This is a genomic window from Bradyrhizobium ontarionense, assembly GCF_021088345.1.
GTDB lineage: Bacteria > Pseudomonadota > Alphaproteobacteria > Rhizobiales > Xanthobacteraceae > Bradyrhizobium > Bradyrhizobium ontarionense.
Genome location: NZ_CP088156.1, coordinates 3,568,940 through 3,583,263, shown reverse-complemented (window position 1 = coordinate 3,583,263; position 14,324 = coordinate 3,568,940). Strand labels below are relative to the sequence as shown.

The window sequence follows — 14,324 nt, the reverse complement described above, 5'->3', positions numbered from 1 at the left end:
AATGATGTCCGACGACGAGAACGAGGACGGCAATCGCGAATGGTCGCGATTCTGGCTAACGGCGCAGCAGTTCTGGCTCGGATCGACGGCATGGCGGGTCTGGCTGCTCTGCGCCGCCCTGGTCGCCCTCGTGGTGCTTCAGCTCTACGTCCAGTTCCGCTTCAATTACTGGAACAGGGATTTCTTCGACGCATTGGAAGGCCGCGATCCGACGCGGCTGCGTCAGCAGGCTTATCTGCTGATCCCGCTTGCTCTGGCGAGCGTCGTGCTGGCGATCATCTCGGTATGGGGCCGCATGGCGATGCAACGCAACTGGCGGCAATGGCTGAGCGCCAAGGTGATCAATTATTGGGTCGAGAACGACCGCTATGCGCGGCTCGCGACGGTGCAGGGCGATCTGAAGATTCCCGAGTACCGCATTGCCGAGGACATCCGCATCGCCACCGATGCGCCGATCGACTTCGCGGTCAGTGTGATCTCCTCGCTGCTGACGGCGATCGTGTTCGTGCAAGTGCTGTGGCAGGTCGGCGGATCCATCGGCTTCGCCGTGGCCGGGCTGCAGCTCTGGATTCCGGGCTATCTGGTGGTCAGCGTCGTCGTCTATTCCGGGCTGGTGACCGGGGCGATGCTGTGGGTCGGCTCGCCGCTCACCCGCGTCATCCAGACCAAAAACCAGGTCGAGTCGGAGCTGATCACCGCGGCGCATCTGTTGCGCGACATCGGTGAAGGCATCACGCCCAAGCAGGAGGAGCGCGGTGTCATTGCGGGCATCTGGCTGGCGCTCGACCGCACGATCCAGCAATGGAAGCGGTTGTGCTGGCAGCTGATGCGCAACACCCTGGTGTCTCATCTGAACACGCTGATTGCGCCGATCATCGGCCTCGTGCTGTGCGCGCCGAAGTTCCTCGCCGATCAGATGACGCTGGGCGAACTCACCCAGGCCGCCGCTGCGTTCACGCTGGTGCAGGGCTCGTTCAATTGGATGGTGGACAATTTCAGCCGCGTCGCCGAGTGGATGTCGTCGCTGGAGCGCGTCGGCGGGTTGCTGCTCTCGCTCGATCGGCTCAACGGCGATGCCAAGGCCGATGTCACGCCGTCTGAAGCCGCACGTCAGCAAGCAGGCGGCTGATGTCGGCGGGGGCGCACAGCGCGGTGCCGGTGCGCAGCAGCGCCGCGGCGCCGGCCGCGACCGCAAAGCGGAACGCGTCTTCGAGCGGCACGTCTGCCGCGAGCTTTGCCACCAGCGCGCCGAGAAAGCTGTCGCCGGCGCCGACGGCGTTGACCGGCACCATCGTCAGCGGCTGAGCGCGCAACACGCGGTCTGATGTCACCAGCAGCGCGCCGAGATGGCCCATGGTCAGCGCGACCGTGCCGGCCTTGCCGGTCGTGACCAGCGTCCGCGCCGCGTCTTCCCACGCCATTGCATCGGGAAGCTCGCCGCCGACGAACTCCTGCATCTCGCGGAGCGACGGCTTGATCAGGTCGACGCCGCCAGCGACTGCCGCTGCCAAAGCAGGGCCCGAGGTATCGAGCACGAACTGAGCGCCGCGTGACCGTGCAAGCCGGGCAACACGCGCGTAGAAGTCGGTGGGCACGCCGTGCGGCAGGCTGCCGCTGCCGATCACGAAACGCGGGAAGGGATCCAGGCCCGCGAGCAGGGTGAGGCCAGCCTGCCACTCGGCCGCGGTCAGTGTCGGTCCCGGCAGGATGAAGCGGTAGGGCTGGCCGGTGGCGCGCTCCTGGACGAAGAAGTCCTCGCGTGTATCCTCGGCGGTGGTCCAGGTGCGGCCGGTGACGCCTTCCTTCTCCACGAGCTGCTTCAACAGCTGTCCGGTCGGACCACCGACGGGATAGAGCGCGGTGACATCACCCCCGAGGCGCGTGATGACGCGGGCGACGTTTATGCCGCCGCCGCCGGGATCGCGCCGTTGCGTCGTGCCGCGCAGCTTGGCCACGGGCACGATCTTCTCGACGGTGGTCGAGACGTCGACGGCCGGGTTCGGCGTGATCGTGACGATGTCGCTCATCTGGCGGCGGCCGAGCCGCCGCTCGCAGCCACGCCGGCCTCGAAGAACGATTTCAGGCCGAGGAAGCTGATGTCGGGCTTGGTCACCAGATGAACAGGGATCGGACGCAGATAGCTGTCGTAACGCCCCTTGCTCTCGAACTGCCTGCGAAAATCGGACTTTGCGAAGTAGTCGGGAAAGCGCGGCGGAATGCCGCCGGCAATGTAGACACCGCCGCGGGCGCAGAAGGTCAGCGCGAGATTGCCGGCAACGGCGCCGAGCCAGGCGCAGAACATGTCCAGTGTGGCGCGGCTGGTCGCGCAACTGCCGTCGAGCGCGGCGCTCGTGATGGCCGCCGCGTCACGCTGCGGCACCGCGGCGCCGTCGACGGCCGCGATCGCGTGGTAGACGTTCGCGAGACCCATGCCCGACAGCGCGCGTTCGATCGAGACATGGCCGAAGCGTTCGCGCATCTTCGCCAGCACGGCGGCCTCGCGCGCCGTGGTGGCCGGCAGCGTGGCATGGCCGGCCTCGGTGACGGCAACCGTCGGGCGGCCGTCGCCGGGCAGATAGCAGGCAGCGCCGAACCCGGTGCCCGGGCCGATCACCAGCATCGGCGCACCCGCAACGGCTGCGCTGCCGCCGAGCGGAAACAAATCATCCGGATGCAAGGCGGACAGCGACCAGCCGACGGCCTCGAAATCGTTGAGCAGCTTTGCGGAGCGGAGATTGAAGCGCGCGGCCAGCTCGGCACCATCGATCACCCAGGTGCTGTTGGTCAGCATGCCGCGATTGCGTTCGATCGGGCCGGCAATGTCCAGCACGGCCGCCGAGGGCGGGCCGCCTGCAGCGTCGCGTGAAAGGAAATCCGTGATCGCATCGATAATGGTGGGAAAGTCGGCGACCTTCAGGTGCGCGACCTCGCCGATCGAGCCGCCGTCGAGCAGCGCAAAACGTGCATTGGTGCCACCGATATCCCCCAGAAGAACGCGATCGCTCATTCCTCAGCCGCTTTCCGTCAATTTGCGCGGCTCGCTGGCGTGCGCCAGGGCCCGCCGTGCCGCGATCGTGTCCGCATACCACCGCGCAGACGCCTTGGGAATGCGGCGCTGCGTGGCGTGGTCGACATAGACAATGCCGAAGCGCTGCGAATAGCCCGCTCCCCATTCAAAATTATCCAGCAGCGACCACACGAAATAGCCGCGCACGTCGGCCCCGGCCCGGATCGCCTGTTCCATCGCGGCCGTGTAGGCCCTGAGATAGCTGATCCGGCCGTCATCCTGGATATGGCCCGTGGGATCGATCACGTCGGCGGCGGCCGTGCCGTTCTCCAGCACGTAGATCGGAAGCTGGAACCGCTGATGGATGTCCATGAGCGTGTCGCGGAACGCGTCGGGCACCACCGGCCAGCCGATCGCGCTGCGCGGCACGGTGTCCGGTGCAGCGCCGAAGCCGGCGCCGATCAGGTTGGTGTCGGCCTTGACGTAGTGCGGGGAATAGTGATTGAGCCCGAACCAGTCGACGGGCCGTGCGATCTGCGCCATGTCGCCGGGCACGATGTAGGGCGCGACCGCGTCCGCCAGGTCCGGCGGATAGCAGGCGAACGCTTGCGGGAACGGAAAGGCGTCGTTCCAATAGGCGGCGAGCCGCAGGGCCGCCGCGGCGTCTGCCGGGTTGCTCGTCGCGGGATAGCACGGCTGGCGGTTGTGGATCGCGCCGATCGAGGCGTCGCTGACATCGCTGCGCAGCACGTCGACGGCGCGGCCATGGCTGAGATTGACGTGATGAATGGCCTTGTGCAGCGCCGCCTTGTCGGCCACGCCCGGCGCATGCCAGCCGAGGCCGTAGCCGAACAGCGTGAACACGCAGGGCTCGTTGAAGGTCGCGAAGCGCTTGACGCGATCGCCGTAGCGCCGCGCCACCAGCCCGGCATAGTCGGCGAACCAGCCGGCGATGTCGCGGTTCTGCCAGCCGCCGAGATCATCGAGCGCCTGCGGCAGGTCCCAGTGATAGAGGCACAGCCAGGGCTCGATGCCGGCGGCGAGCAGCGCATCGATCAGCCGATCATAGAAGGCGAGGCCGGCTTCGTTCGCTGCGCCGCGTCCCTGCGGCAGCACCCGCGGCCAGGCGATCGAGAAGCGGTAGGCGCCCAGGCCTAGCTCGCGCATCAGCGCCACGTCCTCGGCATAGCGATGATAGTGGTCGCAAGCCGTCTCGGCCGTGTCCTTTGTCCGGCCGGGGGCGCGCAGATAGACATCCCAGATGCTGTCGCTCCGACCATCGAGATGCGCTGCGCCCTCGACCTGGAAGGCGGAGGTGGATGCGCCCCAGACAAAGCCGGTCTGACCCGGCGGCGTTGCCCGCGGGTGGGGCTCGATACGTTCAGGAACCATGGTCGAGGCGGCCACCCTTGCTGACATGTGTTCCCATCATCGTTTTTCCTCGAAGCGATCAGTTGATACGGATCAAAGGGCGGGAGGGGGGAATTACCGCTTCAAGTCGGACTTGATTCGGAAATGATCATAGCCTAATTAGGGGTGACCATGAGCAGTTCCGTACCACCGCAGCGAACACCGGGGCGCCCGCGCGAGTTCGATATGGACGTCGTGCTGGACAAGGCGATCACCGTCTTCAGCCGGCTCGGCTACAGCGCGACCTCGGTGGCCGACCTCAACACGGCGCTGGGGCTGACCTCGGGCAGCATCTACAAGGCGTTCGGCGACAAGCGCGGCGTGCTGATGGCTGCGCTCGACCGCTATGTCGAGCGGCGGACGCGGCGGCTGGACGATTTGCTGGCGTCGGCGCGCACCGGCCGGGAACGTGTGGCGGCCGTCCTGAAGTCCTATGCCGAGACTAGCCACGGCGAGACCGGACGGACCGGATGCCTCGTGATCGGCACGCTGATGGAGTTCGCGGGCTCCGACCCGGCGCTGCGCGAACGGCTGACGAAGATCCTGGCCACGCATGAAGCGCGCCTGCTCCGTTTCCTCCGGGAGGGGCATGCCGATGGCTCGATCGCCGCGCGGATCGATCCCGAGGCGACAGCGCGTCTGCTGCTCTGCGTCATCCAGGGCATGCGCGTCGTCGGCAAGAGCGGCCGCCGGCAGGCCGAAATGGCCGCGATCTGTATCGAGGCGCTGCGCCTGCTCGACTGACTTTGCTTGACCAAGCTCGCTGACCTTGCTGTGTCAAATTAGAAAATGGATGTTTCCAAATGAAGGCCTCGGCTCTTTTCCACCCGACCGCGTCCTCGGCAGATTTTCGTCACGGCACAGCGGCTGCGAACGGCGTGCGGCTGCATTATGTCGAGGGCGGCGCTGGTGCGCCGGTGCTGCTGCTGCCGGGCTGGCCGCAGAGCTGGTACGCGTGGCGGCACGTCATGGTGCGCCTCGCAGAGGCCGGGCGGCGCGTCATTGCGGTGGATCCGCGCGGCATGGGTGACTCCGAGCGGCCCGCGACCGGCTACGACCTCACGACCGTCGCGGCCGACATTCATGCCTTCGCTGCCGGGCTCGGTCTGCTCGACGCGGGCCCGATCGACGTCGCCGGTCATGATGTCGGAGCCTGGATCGGCTACGCCTATGCCGCCGACTGGCCCGGCGATATCAGGCGGCTTGCGATGATGGATGCGCTGGTGCCCGGATTGTCGTCGCCGCGCAGCGATCTTCCGCCCGAGGAGGCCAACCTGAGGGCGTGGCATTTTGCCTTCAATCGGCTCGACGATCTTCCGGAGATGCTGATCACGGGGCGGGAGCGTGCGTTCCTGACCTGGCTGTTCCGCGCCAAGGCGGTGAAGCCCTGGGCGATCGGTCCCGGCGACATCGCGGAATATGCGCGGCAGCTGGCGGCTCCCGGCGCGATCCGTGCGGCAACACGTTACTACCAGGAGGCCTTCAGTACGGAGGGCGTCGCCGCCAATCGGGCGCGGAGCCTGCGCCTGCTGCCGATGCCGGTGCTCGCGCTGGGTGCCGAGCGCGGCGTCGGTCCCGGTCTGGTCGAGGCAATGAGGCAGTTGGCAGTAAATGTCGAAGGCGGCGTCATCGCCGATTGCGGCCACTACATGCCGGAGGAAAGCCCGGACGAGGTCAGCGCGGCTCTGATCCGCTTCTTCGATCATGCGGCAAAGCAGAAGCCATGATGCAACGACGGCTCGCGGCGACCAGCCCTGCTCCGGGAGGGGCCATCGCATCACAGCCGCGCCACCGCCTTCCCGGCGCATTTGAGGAAATCTCGAATCAGCGGGCTCTCGAAATCCCGCCGCCAGCACACCGCGATTTCGATCGCATCGGTCGCGTCCAGGAAAGGTCTGAAGACGATGCCGCGCGGCGCGCCGAGCGCCGCGCAGGCCGGAAGAATGGCGAGACCTTCGCCGGCGAGGACGAGGCTCATGGCCGAATGCACCGTCTCGACCCGGCTGCTGATCGGCATGACAACCCCGTGCCGTCGAAGCAGGGCCGCCACCGCCGACGAGGCGGGCTCTTCGTCCGGTCTCGGCAGGCTGACGAGGGGGCGTCCCTCCAACCTGCTCACCGGCACGGCGGTCAGGCGGGCGAGGGAGGATCGGGCCGGCAATGCAAGCCTGAGAGGCTGCGACCCGATCTGCACCGCCTGAATCTCCGGATGGCGGATTGCGGGCATGCACAGGGCGGCCGTCACGGTGCGATCGAGCAGCCGGGCCTCGCGCGTCGACGCGCTCAACTCGACGAATTCGAGATCCACTTCCGGCAGTGACCGCCGCAACTCCGGCACCAGCCTGGGCAGAACCGCATTGGCCAGCACGAACATGTAGCCGACGGCGAGCCGTCCGCGCCGTCCGGCCGCCACGGCACGCGCGGATTCGGCGCCCTCCTCGGCAAGGGCCAGTGCAGCGCTCGCGCGCGAAAGCAGGGCCTGGCCGGCCTCGGTCAGATCCATGCCGCGGGCATCTCGGCGGAACAGAGCGGTGCCGATTTCGGACTCCAGCTTCCGAATTTGGACGGAAAGCGGCGGTTGGGCCATCCGCAGCCGCTCTGCGGCTTTGCCGACGCTGCGCGCTTCAGCCACGGCGACGAAATAACGAAGCCGACGAAGATCCATTGGCATACCGAAAACGTATGGGTTGGCGCTATCGTTCGTATTGGACGGCAGCTTAATATGAGTGTCATTCTCGCTGTCAATGCGCCGCAACGCGGCGGCGCCGGAGAGAATGACCTGACGATGAGTGATGACCTCTGCCTTCACTCCGCAGCCGACCTGCGCGACTTGATCGCTCGCAAACGGATTTCGCCGGTCGAGATCGTCGCCGCCGTCCTTGCACGGGCGGAGCGGCTGCAGCCCGATCTCAACTGCTTCATCACGATCTGCGCGGACCGCGCCCTGGCGCAGGCGAAGGACGCCGAGCGGCGGATCATGAGCGGCGAGCCGGGTCGGTCGTTGGAAGGTATCCCGTTCACGGTGAAGGATATCGTCAACACCAAGGGCGTCCGCACCACCTTCGGCGCGGTGCCCTATGCGGACAATGTCCCCGATCAGGACGCCGTAGCGGTCGCCCGGCTGAGTGCACAAGGTGCGATCCTGATCGGCAAGACCACGACACCGGAGTTCGGCAGCAAGTGCCTGACCGACTCGCCACTGTTCGGCCGGACCCGCAACGCATGGGACGCGCGGCGTTCCAGCGGCGGCTCGAGCGGCGGCGCGGCCGTCGCGGTGGCAAGCGGCATCGCGCCGCTCGCAGTTGCGACCGATGGCGGCGGGTCGACGCGCATTCCTGCGGCTTGCAACGGTGTCGTCGGACTGAAGCAGAGCAACGGCGTCATCGCGCACAGCCAGGCGCAGGATGTCTTCGGCAACCAGACCTATTTGACGCCGACCACGCGGACGGTTGCCGATACCGCCCTGATGATGCAGGCGATGGCGGGTGAGGACGCTTCCGATCCCTGGTCGATTGGTATTCCCGTGCCGGATTTCCCGGCCGCCGCCGCGCCGCGCGGCGATCTGCGCGGACAGAAGGTGCTGTTCTGCCTGTCGCCGCCGGGGCGACCGGTCGCGGCCGATGTCGCCGAGGCCTTCAAGGCCGCACTGGATCGGCTGGCGGGTCTCGGTGCGGAGCTCGAGGAGTTTTCCGGCGCGGATTTCGACATCGAGCCGACGTGGCGGGCCATCAACCACACCGTCTGGAAGGCCCGCTTCGAGAAGCTGGCGTCCGAGCACGGGAACGTCCTGAGCGAGGCGTTCCTCAAGCAGCTCGCGCTGGCGGCTGATGTCAGCGGCGTGGACTACCAGCAGGCGATGTTCGAGCGCACGTCGCTGTTCCGCCGCGTGCAGGCGCTTCTTGCCCGGGGCAACCTGCTGGCGATGCCGACCCTGACCCGGACGGCGCTGCCGATCGACCAGGACCTGTTCGGGACCATCGAGATCGACGGACGCAGCTTCGACAATGTCCGGCCACACTGGTTTCCCTGGACGATGCCGTTCAACATGACCGGCCATCCGGCCATCAGCCTGCCTTGCGGATTTGGCCGTGACGGCCTTCCGATCGGACTTCAGCTCGTGGGCCGTTTCCGCGCGGACGCCGAGCTCTTGCGCGCAAGCGCGCTGTTCGAGGCATCGCACGACCTGCTTGCCCGCTGGCCGGGTCGAGAGGCAGGCGCCACGTCAGGGGGCTTGTCAGGGGGCTTGGCAGAGGGCTTGCATCGGGCAACCGGACATGTTGGATCGTGCGGTGGGACGTGTGAGAGCTGAGACCCTTCGTGCGGCGGATTTGAAGTTCTGGTCATTTGTTCGGCCTTCTGCATCAGCACTTCAGGTTTCAACGCCGCACGAGAATCAATCGTCTGCGCGTGCTTTTCGATTCCGAAGTTCGTCCATGGAGGTGCGGCAATATGATGCGAACTCCGGAATCGGAGCACTAGGATGAGCGTCTTTCTGCTGCGGCGTTGCGTGACCTTGCTGGCGACCCTGGTCGGCGCGTCGTTGATCATCTTCCTGGTGCTCGACGCCTTGCCGGGCAACGCCGCGCAGATGCTGATGGGCGCCGATGCCTCGCCGGATGCGGTGCGGGCGCTCACGGTCAAGCTCGGGCTGGATCAGCCACTCGGTTACCGCTATCTGCATTGGCTTGGCGGCCTCCTGGTCGGTGATCTCGGCAACAGCTACGCCTATGGGACGCCGGTGGCCGAGCTGATCCGCGAGCGGCTGGCGATGACCATTCCGCTCGCGATCCTGGCGATGCTGCTCACCACGGTTCTGGCACTCGCGGCCGGTATCTACACCGCCGCGAACCACAATCGCATCGGCGACGTCGGCGTGATGTCGCTGACCCAGATCGGCATCGCGCTGCCGAATTTCTGGTTCGCCATTCTCCTCATTCTTCTGTTCGCGGTGAAGCTGCAATGGCTGTCGGCGGGCGGCTTCCCCGGCTGGGAGGAGGGGCTGTGGCCCGGCTTCAAATCGCTGCTGCTGCCCGCGGTTGCGCTCGCGGTGGTGCAGGCCGCGATCCTGGCGCGGGTGACGCGCTCGGCGGTGCTCGACGTGCTGCGCGAGGATTTCGTGCGCACGGCGCGGGCCAAGGGCCTGACGAAGCGCGAGGTGCTGTGGCAGCATGTGCTGCGCAACGCGATGATCCCGGTGCTGACCGTGATGGGGCTGCAGTTCGCGAATCTGCTGGCCGGCACCATCGTGATCGAGAACGTGTTCTATCTGCCGGGCCTGGGCCGGCTGATCTTCCAGTCCATCGCCAACCGCGACCTGATCGTGGTGCGCAACTGCGTCATGCTGCTGGCGGCGATGGTCATCACAGTCAATTTCGTGGTCGACGTGCTCTATGCCGTGATCGATCCGCGCATCAAGGTTCACGAGTTGTGAGTTCGTCCGTCATCGCCCCAGCCATGCCGAGCATGGCGCCGGCCGGCAACGGCTTCTGGCGCCGCGCGCTGCGCCACCGCAGCTTCGTCGTCGGCGGCCTGCTGTGCCTGCTGGTGCTCGGCGCCGCGCTGCTGTCGCTGATCTGGACGCCGTGGTCGGCCTACGAGATCGACGTCGCCGCCAAGCTGCGGCCGCCGTCATCGGCGCACTGGCTCGGCACCGACGTGCTCGGCCGCGACATCGTCTCGCTGCTGCTGGTCGGCGCGCGCGCGACCATTCTCGTCGGCATCATCGCGGTCGGGATCGGCCTGACCTGCGGCGTCGGCCTCGGGCTGATCGCAGCCGCACAGCGCGGCTGGAGCGAGGAGCTGATCATGCGCTTCAGCGATTTCACCTTCGCGTTTCCGGCGGTGCTGTCGGCGATCATGCTGGCCGCGGTGATCGGGCCGGGCATGGCGACCTCGATCACCGCCATCGGGATCTTCCAGATTCCGGTGTTCGTCCGCGTGACACGCGGCTCGGCCGGCGCGGTCTGGACGAGGGAGTTCATTCTCGCCGCGCGCGCCGCCGGCAAGGGCCGCTTCCGCATCACCGTCGAGCACGTGCTGCCGAACGTGCTGTCGATCCTGATCGTGCAGGCCACGATCCAGTTCGCGCTGGCGATCCTGGCGGAAGCTGCGCTCTCTTATCTAGGCCTCGGCACGCAGCCGCCGCAGCCATCCTGGGGCCGCATGCTGAACGATGCGCAGACGCTGCTGTTCCAGTCGCCGAGCCTCGCGGTGTATCCAGGCGCGGCGATCGCGCTGGCTGTGCTCGGCCTCAATCTGCTCGGCGATGGGCTGCGCGACCTGCTCGATCCTCGTTTGGCGAGGCAGCGATGAGCGCGAGCGATCAGGTTCTGCTCGATGTCGCCGGTCTCGGCATCCAGCTCGACACCAGCCGCGGCCCGGCCAAGGCCGTGCGCGGGGTGTCCTTCACGCTTCGTCGTGGCGAGACTCTCGGCATCGTCGGCGAGTCCGGCTGCGGCAAGTCGATCACGGCGCTGGCCCTGATGGGACTGTTGCCGGACAGCGCCGTCGTCAGCGGCAGCATCAAGCTCGACGGCCGTGAGCTGGTCGGCCTTGATGATGCTGACTACTGCAAGCTGCGCGGCAACCGCATCAGCATGATCTTCCAGGAGCCGATGACGGCGCTGAACCCGATGCACACGATCGGCCATCAGGTGGCGGAGCCGCTGCTGCGCCACACCGGCTGCTCGGCGGCCGACGCGCGGCGGCAGGCAATCGCCTTGCTGGACCGGGTCGGACTGCCCGACGCCGTCAGGCGCTTCGATGCCTATCCGCATCAGTTCTCAGGCGGCCAGCGCCAGCGCGTCACCATTGCGATGGCGCTGGCCTGCAAGCCGGACGTGCTGATCGCGGACGAGCCGACCACGGCGCTCGACGTCACGATCCAGCGCCAGATCCTCGATCTGATTGCCGATCTCGTGGCCGAGCGGGGCATGGCGATGATCCTGATCTCGCACGATCTCGGCGTCATCGCCGAGAATGTGCAGCGCATGATCGTGATGTATGGCGGGACGGTCGTCGAGAGCGGCACGACGGACGCCGTGTTCTCGCGCATGGGCCATCCCTACACGCAGGGCCTGTTCCGGGCGCGGCCGCGCCTCGGCGCCCGCAAGGGCACGCGGCTCGCCACCATCGCCGGCACCGTGCCCGAGCTGGCCGATCTTCCGGCCGGCTGTCCGTTCGCCGATCGCTGTACGCTGGTCATCGACGCCTGCCGCGCGGCACTGCCGCCTGCGGTCGAGATCGGCGCAGGGCACGGCGTCCGTTGCATCCGGACCGATGTCGCGCTCACCCGTGATCCGGTGGGAGTCATCGCTTGAGCATGGCGACGCAAATCGCGGCCGAGACGCCGCTGCTCGAGGTCAAAGATCTCATGCAGCGCTATGCGCTGCCGCGCGAAAGCCTGCTGCGGCCGCCCGGACAGGTGCTCGCGCTCAACGGCGTATCGCTCACAGTGATGCCCGGCAGGAGCCTCGGCATCGTCGGCGAGTCCGGCTCCGGCAAGTCGACCCTGGCGCGGCTGATCATGGCACTGGAGCGGCCGTCGTCGGGATCGGTGCTGATGGCGGGACGCGATCTCGATCAACTATCAGCGGATGAGCTGCGGCGCGCCCGCCGCGACTTCCAGATGGTGTTCCAGGATCCCTACGGATCGCTCGATCCGCGCCAGACCATCGCGCGCATCGTCGCCGAGCCGCTGACGGCATTGGAAAAGCCGGGCAGGGACGAGCTGCGAACGCGGGTCGCGGCCGCGCTGCGCCAGGTCGGGTTGCGCGACGCCGACATCGACAAATATCCGCATGAGTTCTCCGGCGGCCAGCGCCAGCGCATCGCCATCGCGCGCGCGCTGATCACCCAGCCGAAGCTGATCGTCGCCGACGAGCCGGTCTCGGCACTCGACGTCTCGGTGCAGGCGCAGGTGCTCAACCTGATGCAGGACCTGCAGGAGCAGTTCGGCCTGAGCTATGTGCTGATCAGCCATGATCTCGCGGTCGTCGACTATCTCTGCGACGAGGTCGCGGTGATGTATCTCGGCCGCATCGTGGAGCGGGGACGGCCCGAGGATTTGTTCGGCCAGTGCGCCCATCCCTACACGCGCGCGCTGTTGGACGCGGTGCCGCGGGCGCAGGCCGGCGCCGTCAGACGCCGACGCGAGGGGGCTGCGATCGCATCGCAATCCGTCGGTACGGCCGGGTGCGCCTACGCGCCGCGCTGTCCGCTCGCCGACGCGCATTGCCGCGAGACGGCGCCGGCCTTGCGGGCGCTCACCGGGCAACATTCTGCGGCCTGCCACAAGGCGGAAAACGTGATGACGCTGCCGGCGCTGGCCGCGCCGGAACACCTGCCTCTTGTATCCGATCAGCTTTGACGCGTAATTTGGTTCAGTCCGGGAGAAACAAACAATGTTCAGAAGACTATCCATCATTGCCTTGGCTGCGCTCGTCGCGGCCGTTGCGTCGCCGGTCGCGGCCCAGAAAAAGGACAGCGTCATCGTCGGCATGACCCTGGAGCCGCCGGGTCTCGATCCGACCAACGCGGCTGCCGCGGCAATTGCCGAGGTGACGCTCTACAACGTCTACGAGACGCTAACCAAGATCAACGAGGACGGCTCGGTGTCGCCGCTGCTGGCGCAGAGCTGGCAGGCCTCGCCCGACCTGAAGAGCTACACGTTCAAGCTCCTCAAGGGTGTGAAATTCCAGAATGGCGAGGCGTTCGATTCCTCGACGGTGAAGTTCACCTTCGAACGCGCCGGTGCCGCCAACAGCACCAACAAGGACAAGGCGGTGTTCCAGGCGATGGAGCAGGTCGCGGCGCCGGATCCGGACACGGTCGTGGTGACCATGAAGTATTCGGAGCCGAACCTGCCGTTCCTGCTCGGGCAGGCCTCCGCGTCGATCGTGGAGCCGAAGAGCGCGCCGACCAACGTGACGCAGCCGGTCGGCACCGGGCCGTACACGCTGGGCGCATGGGCCAAGGGCTCGTCGCTGACCTTGAACAAATGGCCCGATTATCGCAACGCGGCCGCGGTCAAGCTGTCGAAGGTGACGATCCGCTTCATCTCCGATCCGGCCGCGCAGGTCGCCGCGCTGTTGTCGGGCGACGTCGAGGCTTTCCCGCGCGGCACGTCGGCGCGCAGCTTGGCGCAGTTCAAGTCCGATCCGCGCTTCACCGTGCTGATCGGCGGCTCGAAGGCCAAGACCATCGTCACCATCAACAACAAGAAGAAGCCGCTCGACGACGTCCGCGTCCGCCGCGCCATCCTGGCGGCGATCGACCGCAAGGCCATGATCGAAGGCGCCGTCGAAGGCTTGGGAACGCCGATCGGCAGCTTCTACGTGCCGGGCTCGCTCGGCTATGTCGATACCACCGACATCAACCCCTACGACCCTGAGAAGGCCAAGAAGCTTCTCGCCGAGGCCGGTGTCACCACGCCGCTGCAGCTCAGCCTGCGGCTGCCGCCGCCGGCCTATGCGCGCCAGGGCGGCGAGGTGCTCGCGGCCCAGCTTGCCAAGGCCGGCATCGTCGCCAAGATCGAGAACCTCGAATGGGCGGCGTGGCTCTCGCAAGTCTTCAACGGCCCGCACGATTTCGACCTGACCATCGTCTCGCACGTCGAGCCGTTCGATCTGGTGAAATTCACCGACAGCAACTACTATTTCGGCTATCATTCCGAGGCCTTCAACAAGCTGTACCAGTCGATCGTCGATGCGCCCGGCGAGGCGGACCGCGCCAAGCTGCTCGGCGATGCCCAGCGCATGCTGGCGACCGACGCTGCGGCGGGATTCCTGTTCCAGCCGCAGTGGATCACGATCATCAACAAGAAGCTGAAGGGCGTCTGGAAGGACGTGCCGCAGTTCGAGAACGATTTCTCGAACTGGTCGTGGGAATGATCGCCGTCGGTTGGTGA

The 14,324-nt window shown here is 66.9% G+C and carries 13 protein-coding genes; 9 read left to right on the top strand and 4 right to left on the bottom strand.

From position 1 onward, the window contains the following. Nucleotides 1–4: 4 nt before the first annotated feature. Nucleotides 5–1,129 (top strand): SbmA/BacA-like family transporter, encoded by a 1,125-nt coding sequence (locus LQG66_RS16200; RefSeq protein ID WP_231327814.1) that lies wholly within the window; start codon nucleotides 5–7, stop codon nucleotides 1,127–1,129. Here LQG66_RS16200 and LQG66_RS16195 read toward each other — a convergent pair. The 3 genes from LQG66_RS16195 to LQG66_RS16185 are packed head-to-tail and all read right to left on the bottom strand — an operon-like array spanning nucleotide 1,089 to nucleotide 4,399. Beyond that, nucleotides 1,089–2,027, bottom strand: a complete 939-nt coding sequence (locus tag LQG66_RS16195) for a 1-phosphofructokinase family hexose kinase (RefSeq protein WP_231327197.1) — start codon at nucleotides 2,025–2,027, stop codon at nucleotides 1,089–1,091. The two genes, LQG66_RS16200 and LQG66_RS16195, sit on opposite strands and share 41 nt — an antisense overlap. Next, the gene (glk, locus tag LQG66_RS16190; RefSeq protein ID WP_231327196.1) at nucleotides 2,024–3,007 is read right to left on the bottom strand and encodes a glucokinase; all 984 of its coding nucleotides are present in this window, start codon (nucleotides 3,005–3,007) and stop codon (nucleotides 2,024–2,026) included. The genes LQG66_RS16195 and glk overlap by 4 nt, the downstream gene beginning before the upstream one ends. Nucleotides 3,008–3,010: 3 nt before the next feature. Beyond that, entirely contained in the window at nucleotides 3,011–4,399 is a 1,389-nt protein-coding gene (locus LQG66_RS16185; RefSeq protein ID WP_231327813.1) for a GH1 family beta-glucosidase, read from the bottom strand. A gap of 150 nt (nucleotides 4,400–4,549) precedes the next feature. Between LQG66_RS16185 and LQG66_RS16180 the strand changes: the two genes are divergently transcribed. Continuing rightward, a complete protein-coding gene (locus LQG66_RS16180; RefSeq protein ID WP_231327195.1) occupies nucleotides 4,550–5,161 on the top strand; it encodes a TetR/AcrR family transcriptional regulator in 612 nt (203 codons plus the stop codon). A 59-nt stretch (nucleotides 5,162–5,220) separates the two neighbouring features. Continuing rightward, the gene (locus LQG66_RS16175) at nucleotides 5,221–6,144 is read left to right on the top strand and encodes an alpha/beta fold hydrolase (protein WP_231327194.1); all 924 of its coding nucleotides are present in this window, start codon (nucleotides 5,221–5,223) and stop codon (nucleotides 6,142–6,144) included. A gap of 50 nt (nucleotides 6,145–6,194) precedes the next feature. On the opposite strand, the gene LQG66_RS16170 is transcribed toward LQG66_RS16175, so the two are convergent. Continuing rightward, nucleotides 6,195–7,082 (bottom strand): LysR substrate-binding domain-containing protein, encoded by an 888-nt coding sequence (locus LQG66_RS16170; protein WP_231327812.1) that lies wholly within the window; start codon nucleotides 7,080–7,082, stop codon nucleotides 6,195–6,197. 120 nt (nucleotides 7,083–7,202) lie between these two features. Here LQG66_RS16170 and LQG66_RS16165 point away from each other — a divergent pair, with 120 nt between their 5' ends. The 6 genes from LQG66_RS16165 to LQG66_RS16140 all read left to right on the top strand — a co-directional run bounded on the left by LQG66_RS16165 (nucleotide 7,203) and on the right by LQG66_RS16140 (nucleotide 14,307). Continuing rightward, nucleotides 7,203–8,726, top strand: a complete 1,524-nt coding sequence (locus tag LQG66_RS16165; RefSeq protein WP_231327193.1) for an amidase — start codon at nucleotides 7,203–7,205, stop codon at nucleotides 8,724–8,726. Between the two features lie 171 nt (nucleotides 8,727–8,897). Beyond that, the gene (locus tag LQG66_RS16160) at nucleotides 8,898–9,848 is read left to right on the top strand and encodes an ABC transporter permease (protein ID WP_231327192.1); all 951 of its coding nucleotides are present in this window, start codon (nucleotides 8,898–8,900) and stop codon (nucleotides 9,846–9,848) included. A gap of 23 nt (nucleotides 9,849–9,871) precedes the next feature. Next, the gene (locus LQG66_RS16155; protein ID WP_231327811.1) at nucleotides 9,872–10,729 is read left to right on the top strand and encodes an ABC transporter permease; all 858 of its coding nucleotides are present in this window, start codon (nucleotides 9,872–9,874) and stop codon (nucleotides 10,727–10,729) included. Beyond that, nucleotides 10,726–11,736, top strand: a complete 1,011-nt coding sequence (locus LQG66_RS16150) for an ABC transporter ATP-binding protein (protein ID WP_231327191.1) — start codon at nucleotides 10,726–10,728, stop codon at nucleotides 11,734–11,736. Before LQG66_RS16155 ends, LQG66_RS16150 begins: the two co-directional genes overlap by 4 nt. Nucleotides 11,737–11,738: 2 nt before the next feature. Further along, a complete protein-coding gene (locus LQG66_RS16145) occupies nucleotides 11,739–12,785 on the top strand; it encodes an ABC transporter ATP-binding protein (protein ID WP_231327190.1) in 1,047 nt (348 codons plus the stop codon). A gap of 34 nt (nucleotides 12,786–12,819) precedes the next feature. Further along, on the top strand, nucleotides 12,820–14,307 hold the full coding sequence (locus LQG66_RS16140) for an ABC transporter substrate-binding protein (protein ID WP_231327189.1): 1,488 nt from the start codon (nucleotides 12,820–12,822) through the stop codon (nucleotides 14,305–14,307). The last annotated feature ends 17 nt before the right edge of the window (nucleotides 14,308–14,324 follow it).

Bases quoted from the DNA above. Each gene is read 5' to 3' on its own strand.
- LQG66_RS16200 (WP_231327814.1), top strand. From the start codon at position 5: ATGTCCGACGACGAGAACGAGGACGGCAATCGCGAATGGTCGCGATTC.
- LQG66_RS16150 (WP_231327191.1), top strand. From the start codon at position 10,726: ATGAGCGCGAGCGATCAGGTTCTGCTCGATGTCGCCGGTCTCGGCATC.
- LQG66_RS16140 (WP_231327189.1), top strand. From the start codon at position 12,820: ATGTTCAGAAGACTATCCATCATTGCCTTGGCTGCGCTCGTCGCGGCC.
- LQG66_RS16175 (WP_231327194.1), top strand. From the start codon at position 5,221: ATGAAGGCCTCGGCTCTTTTCCACCCGACCGCGTCCTCGGCAGATTTT.
- LQG66_RS16160 (WP_231327192.1), top strand. From the start codon at position 8,898: ATGAGCGTCTTTCTGCTGCGGCGTTGCGTGACCTTGCTGGCGACCCTG.
- LQG66_RS16195 (WP_231327197.1), bottom strand. From the start codon at position 2,027: ATGAGCGACATCGTCACGATCACGCCGAACCCGGCCGTCGACGTCTCG.
- LQG66_RS16180 (WP_231327195.1), top strand. From the start codon at position 4,550: ATGAGCAGTTCCGTACCACCGCAGCGAACACCGGGGCGCCCGCGCGAG.
- LQG66_RS16165 (WP_231327193.1), top strand. From the start codon at position 7,203: ATGAGTGATGACCTCTGCCTTCACTCCGCAGCCGACCTGCGCGACTTG.
- glk (WP_231327196.1), bottom strand. From the start codon at position 3,007: ATGAGCGATCGCGTTCTTCTGGGGGATATCGGTGGCACCAATGCACGT.
- LQG66_RS16145 (WP_231327190.1), top strand. From the start codon at position 11,739: ATGGCGACGCAAATCGCGGCCGAGACGCCGCTGCTCGAGGTCAAAGAT.
- LQG66_RS16185 (WP_231327813.1), bottom strand. From the start codon at position 4,399: ATGGTTCCTGAACGTATCGAGCCCCACCCGCGGGCAACGCCGCCGGGT.
- LQG66_RS16170 (WP_231327812.1), bottom strand. From the start codon at position 7,082: ATGGATCTTCGTCGGCTTCGTTATTTCGTCGCCGTGGCTGAAGCGCGC.
- LQG66_RS16155 (WP_231327811.1), top strand. From the start codon at position 9,872: ATGCCGAGCATGGCGCCGGCCGGCAACGGCTTCTGGCGCCGCGCGCTG.